Source organism: Nocardia sienata NBRC 100364 (assembly GCF_001613205.1).
Taxonomy (GTDB): Bacteria; Actinomycetota; Actinomycetes; order Mycobacteriales; family Mycobacteriaceae; genus Nocardia; species Nocardia sienata.
In genome coordinates, this window is the sequence record NZ_BDBX01000015.1 from 57,244 (window position 1) to 72,070 (window position 14,827).

Here is a 14,827-nt window from a genome sequence, read left to right on the forward strand (position 1 = left end):
ACACGATCCGGCGCGGTCGTCTTCCATGGGTGATCCGCCGCACGGCGGCACCCCGCCTACCCCTCCCCCGGCCACCACCGTTCCAGGACCTGCGCGACCCCGTCCTCGCTGTTGGTCCCGGTGATCTCGTCGGCAGCCGCGAGCGCCTCCGGATGAGCGTGCCCCATCGCGACCCCCAGCCCGACCAGGCGCAGCATCGGGATGTCGTTGGGCATATCGCCGAACGCGACCATATCGGCGGGGTCGACTCCGAGCCGCTCCCCGAGAGTCCGCAGCCCCGACGCCTTGGTGACCCCCGGCGCGGAGATCTCGATCAGGCCGTGTTCGGTGGAGTAGGTGATATCCGCGCGGTCGCCGATATGGGCGGCCAGGGTCACCGCCATATCGCCGCTGCGGGCCCCGGGTAACCGGATCAGCATTTTGATCGCCGGGGTGTCGATGACCTCGTCCCGGGCCACGGCAGTGTCGTCGGGATTCAGCCAGGCGTGCTCGTACTGCGGTGAGCTGACGAATTGCGGGGTGGCGGCGTCGTGCGCGCTGGCGCCGATCCGTTCGGCCGCCAGCCCGCATCCCGGCAGCACCTTCTCCGCGAGATCGGCGACCCAGGCCAGGGTTTCCACATCCAGTACCGAGGCGCCGAGCACTTTGTCGGTTCCGGCGTCGTAGAGCACGGCACCGTTTCCGCATACGCACAACGGCGCGAACCCGAGCCCGGCCACCACCGGGGCGATCCAGCGCGGCGGCCGCCCGGTGGCCAGCACGAACGGCACCCCGTCGGCGACCAGGGCCCCCACCACCGCCCGGGTACGCGCCGAAACCCGCTCGTAGGGATCGATCAGGGTGCCGTCCACATCGGAGGCCACCAGTTCCGGTCGGGTCTGCCGCGTTGCGCTCACCCGTTCCATTCTGCTGGGTCGGCCGCGGCGCCCCCGGCGGGCGTACCCGTTCGCGGGGCGAACACGCAGCATGCCGTCCGTCGCGCATCCCGTGGCATCGCTCCCTATGATCAGGGGCTACACCTGATATCGAGGGGAATGATGGCCGGCTTTCTGCTACGACGGGCGCTCAATTACGTCGTGCTGCTGCTCTTGGCGTCCTTTCTCACCTTCAGCCTCGCTTCGCTGACCTTCCGGCCACTGGACAGCCTGGAACAGCGCAATCCGCGACCGCCGCAGTCGGTGATCGACGCCAAGGCCGAGGAACTGCATCTGAACGAACCGATTCCGCAGCGCTACGTCACCTGGGTGACGGGTGCGGTGCACGGCGATTTCGGTGAGACGCTCGGCGGGCAGCCGGTGAGCGAGGAACTGGGCCGCAGGATCGGAGTCAGTCTGCGGTTGCTGATCCTCGGTTCTGTCATCGGCACGGTCCTGGGCGTGCTGATCGGTGCGGCCGGCGCGATCCGCCAGTACAGATTCAGTGACTATTTCACCACCGTCATCTCACTGCTGATCCTGTCGACCCCGGTGTTCCTGCTCGCGACGCTGCTGAAATTCGGTGCCCTCGAGATCAACTCGGCCACCGGAACGCAGATCTTCCTCTACACCGGCGAAACGTCGGCGACCAATATCGAGGGGTTGGGCGCCCAACTGGTCGACCGCCTGCAACATCTGGTTCTGCCCACCCTGGCCCTGGCCCTGGGCGGAATGGCCGGATACAGCCGCTACCAGCGCAATGCCATGCTCGACGTGCTGCAGAGCGATTTCATCCGGACCGCCCGGGCCAAAGGTCTCACCCGCAACCGGGCCCTCTACAAACACGGTCTGCGGACCGCCCTCATCCCGATGGCCACGCTGTTCGCCTACAGCTTCGGCGGGCTGATCACCGGTGCCACCTTCACCGAGAAGATCTTCGGCTGGCACGGCGTCGGGGAATGGCTGGTCGATTCCATCAACGCCCAGGACATCTACGTGGTCGCCACGGTGACCGCGTTCGCCGGGCTGGTGGTCCTGGTGTCGGGCCTGCTCTCCGACATCGTCTACGCGATTCTCGACCCCCGGGTGCGTGTGGCATGAGCGAGGACACAGCGTGAGTATCAATGAGACCGAGATCCTGGTCCAGGGCGCGCCCGAGCCGGCCGCCTCCGGCCGGCGCAAACTCATCCTGCGCCGCTTCCTGCGCAACAAACCCGCGCTGGTCGGCGCCACGGTGCTGATCCTGATGTTCCTGGCCAGTTTCCTACTGCCGTCGCTGCTGCCCTACGACTATCAGGACATCGACTACACCGCCCTGCTGCAACCGCCGAGTCCCCAGCATCCCTTCGGCACCACCGAGATCGGCCAGGATGTACTCGCCCAGACTCTGCGCGGGTTGCAGAAGTCGCTGATCATCGGCTTGTGCGTGGCCGTGTTCTCCACCACCATCGCCGCCGTCACCGGCGCGGTGGCCGGTCTGCTGGGCGGCTGGACCGACCGGACCATCATGTGGGTGGTCGACCTGCTGCTGGTGGTGCCGAGTTTCATCATCGTGGCCTTGTTCGCCCCACGTACCAAGGGCAGCGGTTCGATCGTGTTGCTGATCATCCTGCTCAGCGTGTTCGGCTGGATGATCAGCGCGCGGATCGTGCGCGGGCTGACCATGAGCCTGCGCGAACGCGAATTCGTCCGGGCCGCCCGCTATATGGGTGCGCCGACCCGGACGATCATCCTCACCCATATCGTGCCGAATATCGCCTCGATCCTGATCATCGACACCACGCTCACCGTCGGCGCCTCGATCATGGCCGAAACGGGGCTGAGCTTCCTCGGTTTCGGGGTGCAGCCGCCGGATGTGTCGCTGGGCACGCTGATCGCGAACGGCACCAGTTCCGCCATGACCTATCCGTGGCTGTTCCTCTTCGCGGGCGGTCTGCTGATCATTACCGTGCTGTGCGCGAACCTGGTCGGCGACGGCCTGCGCGACGCCTTCGATCCGGGCGCCCAACGCGCCCGGTCCCGGCCGTCGCGCAGGGCTCGCAAGGCTGCGGAGAAGTCCCGGCAGGCGGAGGAAGCGCGGACATGACCGGAGAGACCACGACGGTGCAATCGGCAGCGGACCGGGCCGTACCCGGTGAACCCGGTTCCGGCCAGGGCCGCGCGCCCCTGCTGGAGGTATCGGATCTGCGTGTCTCGTTCCCCAGCGAAGAAGGCCGCGTCGACGCTGTCCGTGGCGTGGACTACACCGTCGCCGACGGTGAGGTCCTGGCGATCGTCGGCGAATCCGGGTCGGGTAAATCGGTGTCCTCCCTGGCCGTGATGGGTCTGCTGCCCGAACAGGCCCGGGTCACCGGTTCGATCCGGTTGCGCGGACGGGAACTCCTCGGCCTCGGCGACCGGGAACTGTCGAAACTGCGCGGCAGTGCGGTGAGCATGGTGTTCCAGGACCCGCTCTCGGCGCTCACCCCGGTGTACCGGGTGGGCGATCAGGTCGCCGAAGCGCTACTCGCGCACGGGAACCTGAGCAAGACCGAAGCGGCGAAACGCGCGGTCGAACTGCTCGACCTGGTCGGTATCCCCGACCCGGAGCTGCGCGCGAAGGCTTTCCCGCATGAATTCTCCGGTGGTATGCGCCAGCGAGTGGTCATCGCCATGGCGATCGCCAACGATCCGGCGCTCATCATCTGCGACGAACCCACCACCGCACTCGATGTGACGGTGCAGAAGCAGATCCTGAACCTGCTGCGCAAAGCGCGCGATATCACCGGCGCGGGCGTCGTCATGATCACGCACGACATGGGTATCGCGGCCACCCTCGCCGATCGCGTGGCCGTGATGTACGCGGGCCGGATCGTGGAAACCGCCACCACCGCGCAGGTCTTCCGGAGCCCCCGGATGCCCTACACCGTCGGGCTGCTCGGCTCGATCCCGCGCATGGACGGACCGCCGCGCGCACCGCTGATCCCCATTGTCGGCGCGCCGCCGGCCATGCACGCACTGCCGCAGGGGTGTTCGTTCGCGCCGCGCTGCCCGGTCGCGATCGAGGACTGCCGCGCCGCGGAACCGCCGCTGGCCGAGACTGTTCCGGGCCACCGCGCAGCCTGCATCCGTACCGACGAGGTCGGTTCGGCGGCCCTGTTCGACGCCTACCGCCGCGAGATCGGCGAACCGGCGCCTGCCCCCGCGACCGATCCACAACCCGTGCTGAAGGTGACGGATCTGGTCAAGACCTTCCCCATCACCTCCGGGGTGATCCTGCGCCGCCGCAAGGGCGAGGTCCGCGCCGTGGACGGGATCAGTTTCGAGGTCCGCGCCGGACGTACGCTGGCCCTGGTCGGTGAATCGGGGTCGGGTAAATCGACGACGCTGACCCAGATCCTGGACATGGTGAAACCGCAGGCCGGGACCATCGAGATCATGGGCCGCGATACCGCCACCCTCAGCGCCGCGCAGCGCCGGGAACTGCGCCGCAAACTGCAGATCGTGTTCCAGGACCCCACGGCTTCACTGGATCCGCGGCTGCCTGTTTCCGATATCGTCTCCCAGCCGATGCGGATCGCGAAGCGGCCGAAATCCGAGATCGCTGCGCGGGTACCGGACCTGCTGCGGCAGGTGGGCCTGCGCCCCGAACACGCCGACCGCTATCCGGGCGATTTCTCCGGCGGCCAGAAGCAGCGCATCTGTATCGCCCGGGCGCTGGCCCTGGACCCCGAACTGCTGGTGCTCGACGAGCCGGTGTCGTCGCTGGATGTGTCGATCCAGGCGGGTGTGCTGAATCTGTTGCGCGACCTGCAGGCCGAACGCGGACTGTCCTACCTCTTCGTCTCCCACGATCTGTCCGTGGTGCGCAATCTGGCCCACGATATCGCGGTGATGTACCGGGGCAAGATCGTCGAAGCGGGACCGGCGGAGCAGATCTTCGGCGATCCGGGCCACGAATACACGCGATCGCTGATCGATGCCGTGCCCGTACCCGTGGTAGAGGGTTGACGGACGTGTTCTCCGGACCCACCGGCAGGAAGGATGAACGGCCATGAGGATTCGATCACTGAGGAGGCTCGCGGTGCCGCTGTGCACCGTCGCCCTGCTCGCGGCCGGTTGTGGGGCGAACGACGCGGGGGCTCCCGAGGGCGCGGTCGCCGAACTGGGCACGGTCAACGACATCAACCCGCACGATGTGAGCGAACTGCGCGACGGCGGGAATCTGCGACTGGCCGCCACCTCGTTCCCGGAGCATTGGAACCCGCTGCAGATCGACAGCGACGCCGAATCCGCGAGCATCATGCGCGTGATGATGCCGCGGGCGTTCACCACCGACGCGGCCGGCGCGATCTCGGTCAACACCGACTTCTTCACCGACGTCGAACTGACCGATACCGAGCCGCAGCGGGTCACCTACACCATCAATCCCAAGGCGGTGTGGTCCGACGGATCCCCCATCACCTGGGAGGACATCGCTTCCCAGGCCAACGCGATGAGCGGGAAGGATCCGAAGTTCCTCATCGGCAACACCAACGGTTTCGACCGGGTCGAGAAGGTCGAACGCGGTACCGACGACCGCCAGGCGATCATCACCTTCAAGAGCCACTACGCCGATTGGGCCGGTCAGTTCGCCGGTAACTCCATGCTGCTGCCGAAGGAGGCCACGGCCACACCGGATGCGTTCAACGAGGCCTGGCGCAACGCCCCCGGCAAGACCGCGGGTCCGTTCGTCGTCCAGTCCACCGACCGCGGTCAGGGCCGGATCGTACTCGGCCGTAATCCGAAATGGTGGGGTGCGACACCGAAACTCGACACCATCACCTACAGCGTGCTGTCGAGCGAAGCGATGGTGCCGGCGCTGGCCAACAACGAGATCGATGCCGTCGGCCTGGGGACCCGCGACGATATGCAGACCGCCCGCAATACCCCCGGCGTGGCGATCCGGCGCGCTCCCGGTAACAGCTGGTCGCACCTGACCTTCAACGGCGCCCCGGGCTCGCTGCTGGAGGATCCGAAACTGCGGGTCGCGATCATCAAGGCGATCGACCGCGCCGGAATCGCCAAGGCGATGCAAAACGGCCTGGTAGTGGATCCGCAACCGCTGAACAACCACATCTTCATCCAGGGCCAGAAAGGCTATCAGGACAACAGCCTGCCCTTCGATCCCGAGGCCGCGAAGCAGGAACTCGATGCGCTGGGCTGGACACTGAACGGGGACGTCCGGGAGAAGGACGGCCGTAAATTGGTGATCCGCGATGTCATGTACAACGACAAGACCTGGGTGCAGGTCGCGCAGATCATCCAGCAGAACCTGCGGCAGGTGGGCATCGAACTGGTCATCGAGACCAAGCCAGGCGCCGGATTCTTCACCGACAACATCCAGCCCGGCAATTTCGACGTGGGTCAGTGGGTGTGGATCGGTGATGCGTTCCCGCTGAGCAGCATCCCGCAGATCTGGGGCTACTACCCCGATAACCTGCAGGGTAATTACGGCCGCATCGGCTCCCCGGAACTGAACGATCTCATCGAGAAGACCCTCACCGAACTCGACCCCCAGAAGGCCATCGAACTGGCCAATCAGGTGGACCAGGCGATCTGGGCCGAAGGCCATTCGATCCCGCTGGTGCAGTCGGCCGGCAACATCGGTGTCCGCGACAACCTCGCCAACTACGGCGCCGCGGGACTGGCCTCCCTGGACTACACGAAAATCGGTTTCCTGAAGTGAGCTCCCGGATAGGCCATCCGCCGGCCTATCCGCTGTGCGTGACCATCGGCGCCCTCGCGGTACTCACCGCGTGGGCGCCGTTCGCCGATCCGGACCAGTTCAGCGCGCTGGCGGTGGTCGGGGCGGGGATCGTGGGATACAGCGGATACCGGTTCGCCATGGCGCTGGGGGTGGTGCGGTCCGGAGCCGAGAGCTCCGCGACAGTGGCGGTACGGCGAGTGAGACAGGAGTATCAGCTGGTCAGCCGTTCCTGGCTGGAATTGCGCGGCCACGGTGACGACCGCTGGCTGCCGGTGTACTTCACCCCGGAGCTGATCGGTTTCACCGGTGGTATGGCCCGGCTGAGCGAGCGGCGGATCGTGCTGCGGCCAGAACCCGCCGGCACCCGGCAGCCCGGTGGACCACAGCACGAGTTCCGAGTGCTACCGGCCGGCCGGGCCCGGGGGAGCGAACCGCCCGGCCGCCTGGTGGACAATCCGACGCGCGTGGACCCGGAAGCGCAGACCCGGGCGGTCGCCACCACGAAGGTCACCCGCCGATTGCTGCTGGACGCCCAGCCGGCGGTCGCCGCCCCGTTCGTCGCGCTGTTGTGGCTGTATGTGATGGGTGGCGGAACCGGGGCGTTCATCGCCGCCATGTGCGTGGCGGCCGCAACCGCGACCTGGCTCAGCGCCGTCCGCGGGTCGGACCCGAGCTGAACGCCGTACACGAGATGCGGCCGATCGACCGCCCGCGAACGGCCTACCTGCTCGACGACGGCCCTTCGCGATCGGGATGCAATGCCACGGCAGTTACGAGCAGTCACTCCGAACGAGTGTCGCCGGAAACCCGCAAACCCCCTGTCCACCGTTCAAGGGAACCTCAGACTTGGTCGCGAACCGTCGGTACGCTCTCCGCTGGATCGCGTGCGCCGACTTCTCGGAATGGGGCTCAGAGTTCGAGTCGACCACCGGATCGAGTCCCCGTTCGACGGTAGTGCCGTTCTCCTTGTTGCTCCTTGGGGCGATCAATGGTCGTCCGGGCCGAGGTCCCAGAGTGTGCGCAAAGTGGCTTCAGCCTCTTCCCGCCGCGTAATACCCGGCGTAATCGCACTGGGATGGTTTCCGATCTCCTCGGCGAGCACCGCCACGGCCCAGTCGCGGTCCACGTCACCGGCTTCGAGGGCATCGTCGATTCGACGCAGGGCTTGCCCGAGGGGCACGGTAATACTCGGGCCATTGGCCCGCTCCATCTCTCGGGCAATGCGGGCGGCAGCGAGATAGCCTTCGGCGTCGGGATCGAAGTGCTTTGCGAGGGCTTCATCACGCCAGTCCTCCCAGCGCTCGTCGGGCTGCGGTCGACGAACGTCCTGCCGCGGATGATCCAGCAGGTGATGCGCCTGTCCGACGGCGCTCGACAGTGACCCCACAGTCTGCCCGGGATTGACAAGGGGGGCCACCAGTACCTGTGGTCTTTCGCTGTCGGGGGCCACCACCACCAAGGGCCGGCCACCCTCCCTCACGGTATCGGCCCGGCCGACGTGCCATCCTTCGGCACGAAGTCTGGTGATCATGGCGGTCAGCGTGGGCGAGAACGCGACGATATCGTCGATATCGTCGCCCAGCCCGGTCACAACTCGAGTCGACCCGCCGCTGTGATGGGAGGGAGGTTCGCGGGAGATCTGCTGCCAGGTGACACCGTGTGCGGCATCCGCGGCCGGCAAATGAGGACCGGTCGCTACTCCGAGAATGTCCTTTTCGAGCTTCACCGACGCCGAGGCCCCGCCGGTGGCCGCTTTCGCGATCCGACCGGCGAGCTTCCGCAGCAACTGCGGCAACCCATCCGACTTGCCCATCTCACACCTCCGCGCCACCCATTTTCGGGCGTGGGCGGATCTGCGAGACCCTCGGGGTGAGGTGACCGGGGGAGAATCCGGTGTCGAGAGGCGAGATAAATTCGGCGAGAAGAGTTTTGAGTGATCGCGAGTTCGGTACTCTCGGCGAGGACCGGCCTCCGGTACGCGGCGTCCGCGGGCGAACTCAGTGCGGGATGGAATCGATGATCGCCCGGGCGCCCTGGCGCAGCAAATCGGAGCCGACGAAGAAACCGAGGGCCTGCGGATCCTCCGGTACGCCCCAATGTTGCGAATCCAGCCACCGGGTGCCCTCGAGATCGAACACCTTGCCGCGCAACGACAGCCGACCGGTGGGTTCGATCACGCAGACCCCGGCGATCGGGGAATTGCAGTGCCCTTGCAGGGCGTGCAGCATGGCGCGTTCGGCATCGGCGACGCGGCGGGTCTCGGCATGATCGAGGTGCCCGGCGAGTTCGCGGACCTCGTCGTCGTCGGCCCGACAGGCGAGGGTGAGCACGCCCGCGCCGATCGGCGGGCACATGACCTCGAGCGGCAGTATTTCGGTGATCCGGTCCTGCCGTCCGATGCGATACATCCCGGCGACGGCGGCGATCAGCACATCGCAGTAGCCGTCCTCCAGCCGCTCCAGCCGGGTGTTCATGTTCCCGCGCAGCGGCTTCATCACCAGCCCCGGATAGTGCAGGCGCAGCTGCGCCGCCCGGCGCACCGAACTGGTCCCGACCACCGTCCCCGGCGGCTGCTCGGCGAGCGGGCGGCCGTCCTTGGTGATGATCGCGTCGCGCACATCGTCGCGCTTCGGGAAACCGGCGAACGCGATACCTTCCGGGATCGGGATATCGCCGGGAATATCCTTCAGGCAGTGCACGGCGAGATCGGCCCGGTCCTCCAGGAGCGCGTCGTCGATCTCCTTGACGAAAGCCCCCTTGCCGCCGAGCTTCGCCAGATCACCCATCCAGCGGTCGCCGGCGGAGGTCACTTTCACCAGTTCGGTTTCGACACCGAACTCGGACAGACCGGCCGCGACCTGCTCGGCTTGGGCTACTGCCATAGGACTGGCCCGGGTCGCGACCCGGATAATGCGCGAGGCCATGGCGTGACTCTACCGCCGCGGAAATCCGCTCCGAAGGGGCGGTGGTGCGAAGTTCAGCGTGGAGTGGTCCCGGTCACGGCCGACACCGGGCGGCAGCGATTGCGGGCCAGAGCGATGCGGATGGTCGGAACGCCGACCGCGACGCTGTTCCGATCCAACCGCCCGGCTGCCGCGGTTGCCCTGAGCCGACCAGGCTGTTCCGAGCAGGTCAGGGACTCAGGTAGTAATGCAGGAACGCGGCTCGACCGTCCGGTGTCGTCCAGTCCCCCGGGCCGCTGTGTATTCGCTGCCAGCCTGCCCGCTCGTACAGCGAGATCGCGGCGACGCCACCGTCTTCCACATCGAGCACCGCGCGGCGACCGCGCAATCTCGCCATCTCCACCGCCGCATCGAGCAGATCGCGGCCTGTGCCACACCGCCGGGCCGACGGCACGACGAACAACCGGACCACCGAGATCAGTGCACCGAGGTCGTGAGCAACGGCATGAACCGCCTCTGAGAGTGCGTTTCCGCCGATACCGACATGGCCGATCACGGCGCCATCGCTCTCTGCGATCCGCGCGTCGACCAGCTTCGCCGGGTTCAGCCAGCCGACCGGGTCCTCGGGCCACGCTGCCGGATAGCCATCCGCCTCATGCACTCGACGCAGGGCCGCGACACACGCCGGTAGGTCGTCGAGGGATCTGGGCCGGATATCCACCGACCGCACCGTGCTACCCGGCCGGTTCGGACAGCTTCCGGGAGCGCAGTTCGTGTCCCTTGGAGGTCTTGCAGCGTCCCGACTCCAGATCCCACTGCCAGCCGTGCAGGTTGCAGGTCAGCGTCTTTCCGTCCACCACACCGAATTTCGACAGATCGGCCTTCAGGTGCGGGCAGCGGCGCTGGATCTCCCAACCGGCCACCTCCACCGAAGCCGAATCGTCGTGCGCTTCGGAGAACCAGCCGTCCGCGTAGGCGATCCGCTCGTCGGTGAGGCATTTGAAGAAGGTGTACAGATATTCGTTGTAGCCACCGATCCGCCACGCCTGGAAACGGGTGGACAGGAAAATGGTATTCACCCAGTCGGGTTCGTTGTCGCGCAGTACGGTCCGCACCAGTTCGGGGGCGATCCGGAAGCCGTATCGGTATTTACCCTCGCCTTCCAGCGGCGCGCGCACGGCCCGCTTCGGGAAGTCCAGGACCACGGTCTCCTCGCCGATCACGAGCCCGACCGGGTAGCCGATACCGTCGCAGATCAGATCGCTCTGCGCCATGATCGGCTCGAACAGCGCCTTCAGCGGTTCCAGCAGGGGTTCGCCCTCGGCGGGCGCCCAGGTCTTCTTCTCCGCCACCAGCACCGGTGCCAGCCGCTGCGCCATCTTTTCGATGTAAGCGGCCTTGTCGTGCCAGATGGTCTCGGGATCGTAAGGATGATCCAGTTCCAGTTCGGCGCCGTGCACCTCGACCACCGAACCCGGCACCATCAACACGCCGCGATCATGGCCGTGCTCGCGCATCTGCTCGAGGAAGACCATCTGATCGGGGAAGATATTGCCCTCGTCGCCGTGGTCGTCGTTGAGATAGCGGAGTTCGTCGTCGAGGAAGACCGGCGGCCCGGCGGACGGGACCACCCAGGTGGCGCCGACCTGCTCGATATAGCTGCGGGCCCGGTCCATTCCGCGCTGCCGCTTCTGTTTTCCGAAATTCGATTTCGTCCGGGCCGGGATGTCGTAGACCATCGGATACCAGATGGCGCCCGAGTACTGCAGCAGATGAATATCGATCGTGCCGAAGGCTTCGTGCAGCACGTCCATATCGACCGGCCGCGCGTCGTTCATATTGAAACAGGTGGTTTCGCCGTCGGAGACGATCAGCCCGGAATCACCGATCGGGCCGTCCGCGGGGGCGCGCAGCGCGACGATCATGATGTCCAGCTCGGCGGCCGGATCGCCGCCGCCGATCCCCATGGACCCGTTGATCTTGTGTTTGACCGAATCCTCGGTCTCGAAGAATTTGTGGAAGCCCAGCTTCTCCAGCTCGCGACGCAGATCCGGGACCGGGTAGTCGGGCAGCAGGACGGTCGCGTCCTTGTTCACGTACTCGGCCAGGTGCGCGGCGTCGAAATGGTCGCGGTGCAGATGCGACACGTAGAGGAAATCGCAGTTACCCAGTTCGTCCCAGTCGAGCTGGGTGTTGTCCGGGAAAGGGAACCAGGACCCGAAGTACGCGGGGTTCACCCACGGGTCGCATAGGATGGAACCGGCCGCGGTCCGAATATGGAATCCCGCATGTCCGACGCTGGTGATCTGCACGAGCTCGCTCCTCCTGACCGTTTACGGCCCTCCAGGGTAGTGCTTCAGGACGAAATGTCCCCGATGCAGTAGCCGTCATCACCCTGTTCGAGTAGAAATGTCCGGTTCTGCGTGATTCCGGACGCATTCGTCACCGGCACCGCGACGGCCATATATCCGGTCGTGAGCGGCTGGGAACTGATCTGCTGATCGGTGAATCCGGTGATCGTGCCGAGCGTACCGGGATTCCCGGCGAGCGGCGCGGCCACGGGCGCGCCGGTGGCCTCGGGATCCCAGGTGGCCGGGTCCGCCGCGCAGACCAGCGGGTACTGCTCCTCCAGGTCGGCGGGGTCCAGCGGCTGCCCGGTAGCCCGGGCCAGGTAACGGCGCACGGTGTGCCGGGCGTCGGCGGCGTCGTAGACCGCTTCCACACCCGCCGGGAACACGCGGCCACAGGCGTATCCGGCGGCCACCCGATGTTCGTCCACGGTGACCGTGGTGATCCCGTCGGTCCAGGTGAGCGTGCCATCCGCCGCGGTACCCGGCTGGGCGAGCGCGTTCAGTACCGCATCGCGGTCGGTGTACATGGTCTGCACGGTGAGCGGCGGAATGCTCCAGCAGGTGTTCTGCAGGGTCGCGATATCTGCCGAGCGCAGATCGGCGGCGAACCGCTGTAGTGCGGGGGCGGCATCGGGAACACCGGGGACCGCACCGACCACGGGCGCGTCGGCGGGAATCGGCGGCAACGCGGGAGCCGAAGGCGGCGCCGCGGCGGATGCGGCCTGCTGTCCGGCGCTGCGCGCGTCGCCCTCGGAGGCGTGCACCGACGGGCTGCCGACGTCGTCACCCGGGATTCCGGATACCGAATCGCATCCGGTGCCCAGCAGCACTCCGGATACCGCGAGCCCCGCGGCGAGACCACGGACGCGGGCGCGTCGGGCGGTCACCCGGCCGATTCGGCGCAACGGTACGGGACGGGCGCGTTCCACTTCGACGATCACCTTTCCTGCGGTACATAGCGGTTCGGTCGAGATACCGGTTCCGACCGCACCACGGCGGGCCCGGGATCCGGCGGGCCGGGGCGCGCGCGGCGGGCCGGACGCTGCCGGTCATCATGGCAGCGACTACGCTAGCGGACTTGTGGAACCCGTCTACCGGACGATCATCGGGCTGGCCCGGACCGTCTTCTTTCTCGAGGGCCTGAAGTTCACCGTCACCGGCGATGAGAACATTCCCGCCTCCGGGGGCGCTGTACTCGCGGTCAACCACACCGGGTACATGGATTTCACCTATGCGGGCCTGCCGGTGCGCACCCCCAAGCGCTATATCCGGTTCATGGCCAAGAGCGAGGTCTTCGACAACAAGATCGCCGGGCCGATCATGCGAGCTCTCAAGCATATTCCGGTGGACCGGACAGCGGGCGCGGACTCGTACAAGGCCGCCGTGGATTATCTGCGGCGCGGCGAACTGGTCGGCGTATATCCCGAAGCCACCATCAGCCGCAGTTTCGAGATCAAGGAGCTGAAATCCGGCGCCGCCCGGATGGCGATCGAGGCCGGGGTGCCGATCATCCCGATCGCCATCTGGGGTGCCCAGCGGGTCTGGACGAAAGGTCATCCGAAACGGCTGGGCCGCACCAATACCCCTATTTCCATCGCCGTCGGCACACCGATCCAACCCTATGAACCGGCGGCCGAGCTCACCGCCGAGCTGAAGACCGCCATGCAGGAACTACTGCACGGCCTGCAGGAGAACTACACCCACGAACCCGGCGCGTACTGGGTTCCGGCCCGGCTCGGGGGCAGTGCGCCTACCCTGGAAGAAGCCGACGCGATGGACGCCGCCGAGGTCGCGGAACGGATCGCCCGGAGACGGGCCGAACTCACCGGCTCCGACGACGCCGGGGAGTAGCGTCTATCCACCACGGCGGGATAGGTGCAGAGCAGCGGTAACCCCGGGTAGTGAGCAGGAGTTGCGATGGCGCGGGAGCCGGTTTTCGATGTCCTGGCCGGGCTGGCGCACGCGGTTCTCTTCGCGCAAGGGGTGCGCCTCGATATTCGCGGCCAGGAGAATATCCCCCGCACCGGGGGCGCGGTACTGGCGGTCAACCACACCTCCTACCTGGATTTCATGGAGGTCGGGGTCGTCGGGCGCCGGTCGGGGCGCAATGTGCGGTTCATGATGAAAGCCGAGCTCGACCACGGCGTAGTCGGATTCCTCATGAAGCACTGCAAGGCGATCGGCGTCGACCGGACCGCCGGCGCGGAATCGTTCGGCCGGGCGGTCGAGGCGTTACGCGACGGCGAACTGGTCGTGGTCTACCCGGAGGCCACCATCAGCCGCAGTTTCGAGTTGAAGGAATTCAAATCCGGGGCGGCGCGCATGGCGCTGGAATCGGGAGTCCCGATCATTGCGCTCACCATCTGGGGAGCACATCGCATCTGGACCAAAGGTTTCCCGAAACAATTGGGCCGGCACAATTTCCCGGTTCACATCCGCATCGGTGAACCGCTGGTCGCCACAGGTTCGGTCGACGAGGTGACCGTCGCGCTACGCGGCCGGATGAGCGAACTGCTGACAGCGGCACAGGAGAAATACCCGATGCCCGCCGGGCAGCCGTGGGTCCCGGCCCGGTTGGGCGGCAGCGCCCCGACGCCGGCGCAGGCCGCCGTCCTGGAAGCCGAGGAATACGCCCGGCGACGGATCCAGCGCCCGTAGGTGTCGGCATACGCCGCCGGCGCGCGGCCGGGCACAGGCCCGTCGGGTACCCGCCCCGAGTGTGCGTGGCCGGCCCAGACCGCACAGCGCGTTCCGCAGTGCGTATGGCCCCATGCCGATCCGGCCGATGAACGCAGGCGCAACCCCAGTGCGTCGAGTGTTGCGAGACACCCCGAAGGGTTGAGGCCCGTCTCGCCCCTTGGCCGAAGGTGATCGAAGGTCGTACTCCATAAACGGCCCACCGCACATCGCATGCGCCGAAGGCGCGAGTCC

13 protein-coding genes are annotated in these 14,827 nt (G+C 66.9%); 7 read left to right on the forward strand and 6 right to left on the reverse strand.

The genetic code is table 11. The features are described 5' to 3' along the window. Window positions 1–56 precede the first annotated feature (56 nt). The gene (locus tag NS4_RS10670; protein WP_063059364.1) at window positions 57–905 is read right to left on the reverse strand and encodes a Cof-type HAD-IIB family hydrolase; all 849 of its coding nucleotides are present in this window, start codon (window positions 903–905) and stop codon (window positions 57–59) included. 132 nt (window positions 906–1,037) lie between these two features. Between NS4_RS10670 and NS4_RS10675 the strand changes: the two genes are divergently transcribed. The 5 genes from NS4_RS10675 to NS4_RS10695 are packed head-to-tail and all read left to right on the forward strand — an operon-like array spanning window position 1,038 to window position 7,319. Then, on the forward strand, window positions 1,038–2,015 hold the full coding sequence (locus tag NS4_RS10675; protein ID WP_063059380.1) for an ABC transporter permease: 978 nt from the start codon (window positions 1,038–1,040) through the stop codon (window positions 2,013–2,015). 19 nt (window positions 2,016–2,034) lie between these two features. Beyond that, complete coding sequence (locus NS4_RS10680) at window positions 2,035–3,000, forward strand: ABC transporter permease (RefSeq protein WP_063059381.1); 966 nt, start codon at window positions 2,035–2,037, stop codon at window positions 2,998–3,000. Further along, window positions 2,997–4,904 carry an ABC transporter ATP-binding protein gene (locus NS4_RS10685; protein ID WP_084487099.1) on the forward strand — a complete coding sequence of 636 codons (1,908 nt, stop codon included), beginning with the start codon at window positions 2,997–2,999 and terminating at the stop codon, window positions 4,902–4,904. Before NS4_RS10680 ends, NS4_RS10685 begins: the two co-directional genes overlap by 4 nt. 43 nt (window positions 4,905–4,947) lie before the next feature. Further along, window positions 4,948–6,621 carry an ABC transporter family substrate-binding protein gene (locus NS4_RS10690; protein ID WP_063059365.1) on the forward strand — a complete coding sequence of 558 codons (1,674 nt, stop codon included), beginning with the start codon at window positions 4,948–4,950 and terminating at the stop codon, window positions 6,619–6,621. Further along, on the forward strand, window positions 6,618–7,319 hold the full coding sequence (locus NS4_RS10695) for a hypothetical protein (protein ID WP_063059366.1): 702 nt from the start codon (window positions 6,618–6,620) through the stop codon (window positions 7,317–7,319). The genes NS4_RS10690 and NS4_RS10695 overlap by 4 nt, the downstream gene beginning before the upstream one ends. 308 nt (window positions 7,320–7,627) lie before the next feature. Here NS4_RS10695 and NS4_RS10700 read toward each other — a convergent pair whose 3' ends face one another. The 5 genes from NS4_RS10700 to NS4_RS10720 all read right to left on the reverse strand — a co-directional run bounded on the left by NS4_RS10700 (window position 7,628) and on the right by NS4_RS10720 (window position 12,837). Continuing rightward, window positions 7,628–8,233: a hypothetical protein gene (locus NS4_RS10700; RefSeq protein ID WP_218020334.1), complete on the reverse strand. Its 606-nt coding sequence runs from the start codon at window positions 8,231–8,233 to the stop codon at window positions 7,628–7,630. A 406-nt stretch (window positions 8,234–8,639) separates the two neighbouring features. Next, a complete protein-coding gene (gene hemC, locus NS4_RS10705) occupies window positions 8,640–9,566 on the reverse strand; it encodes a hydroxymethylbilane synthase (protein ID WP_063059368.1) in 927 nt (308 codons plus the stop codon). A gap of 208 nt (window positions 9,567–9,774) precedes the next feature. Beyond that, window positions 9,775–10,266: a GNAT family N-acetyltransferase gene (locus tag NS4_RS10710; RefSeq protein ID WP_218020335.1), complete on the reverse strand. Its 492-nt coding sequence runs from the start codon at window positions 10,264–10,266 to the stop codon at window positions 9,775–9,777. A 13-nt stretch (window positions 10,267–10,279) separates the two neighbouring features. Then, complete coding sequence (locus tag NS4_RS10715) at window positions 10,280–11,857, reverse strand: MBL fold metallo-hydrolase (protein ID WP_063059369.1); 1,578 nt, start codon at window positions 11,855–11,857, stop codon at window positions 10,280–10,282. Window positions 11,858–11,901: 44 nt separating this feature from the next. Then, entirely contained in the window at window positions 11,902–12,837 is a 936-nt protein-coding gene (locus NS4_RS10720) for a hypothetical protein (RefSeq protein WP_245665268.1), read from the reverse strand. Window positions 12,838–12,976: 139 nt separating this feature from the next. Here NS4_RS10720 and NS4_RS10725 point away from each other — a divergent pair, with 139 nt between their 5' ends. Both NS4_RS10725 and NS4_RS10730 read left to right on the forward strand, forming a co-directional pair. Then, on the forward strand, window positions 12,977–13,747 hold the full coding sequence (locus NS4_RS10725) for a lysophospholipid acyltransferase family protein (RefSeq protein WP_063059370.1): 771 nt from the start codon (window positions 12,977–12,979) through the stop codon (window positions 13,745–13,747). 66 nt (window positions 13,748–13,813) lie between these two features. After that, window positions 13,814–14,554: a lysophospholipid acyltransferase family protein gene (locus NS4_RS10730; RefSeq protein ID WP_063059371.1), complete on the forward strand. Its 741-nt coding sequence runs from the start codon at window positions 13,814–13,816 to the stop codon at window positions 14,552–14,554. Window positions 14,555–14,827 lie beyond the last annotated feature (273 nt).

Bases quoted from the DNA above. Each gene is read 5' to 3' on its own strand.
- NS4_RS10685 (WP_084487099.1), top strand. From the start codon at position 2,997: ATGACCGGAGAGACCACGACGGTGCAATCGGCAGCGGACCGGGCCGTA.
- NS4_RS10670 (WP_063059364.1), bottom strand. From the start codon at position 905: ATGGAACGGGTGAGCGCAACGCGGCAGACCCGACCGGAACTGGTGGCC.
- NS4_RS10675 (WP_063059380.1), top strand. From the start codon at position 1,038: ATGGCCGGCTTTCTGCTACGACGGGCGCTCAATTACGTCGTGCTGCTG.
- NS4_RS10690 (WP_063059365.1), top strand. From the start codon at position 4,948: ATGAGGATTCGATCACTGAGGAGGCTCGCGGTGCCGCTGTGCACCGTC.
- hemC (WP_063059368.1), bottom strand. From the start codon at position 9,566: ATGGCCTCGCGCATTATCCGGGTCGCGACCCGGGCCAGTCCTATGGCA.
- NS4_RS10730 (WP_063059371.1), top strand. From the start codon at position 13,814: ATGGCGCGGGAGCCGGTTTTCGATGTCCTGGCCGGGCTGGCGCACGCG.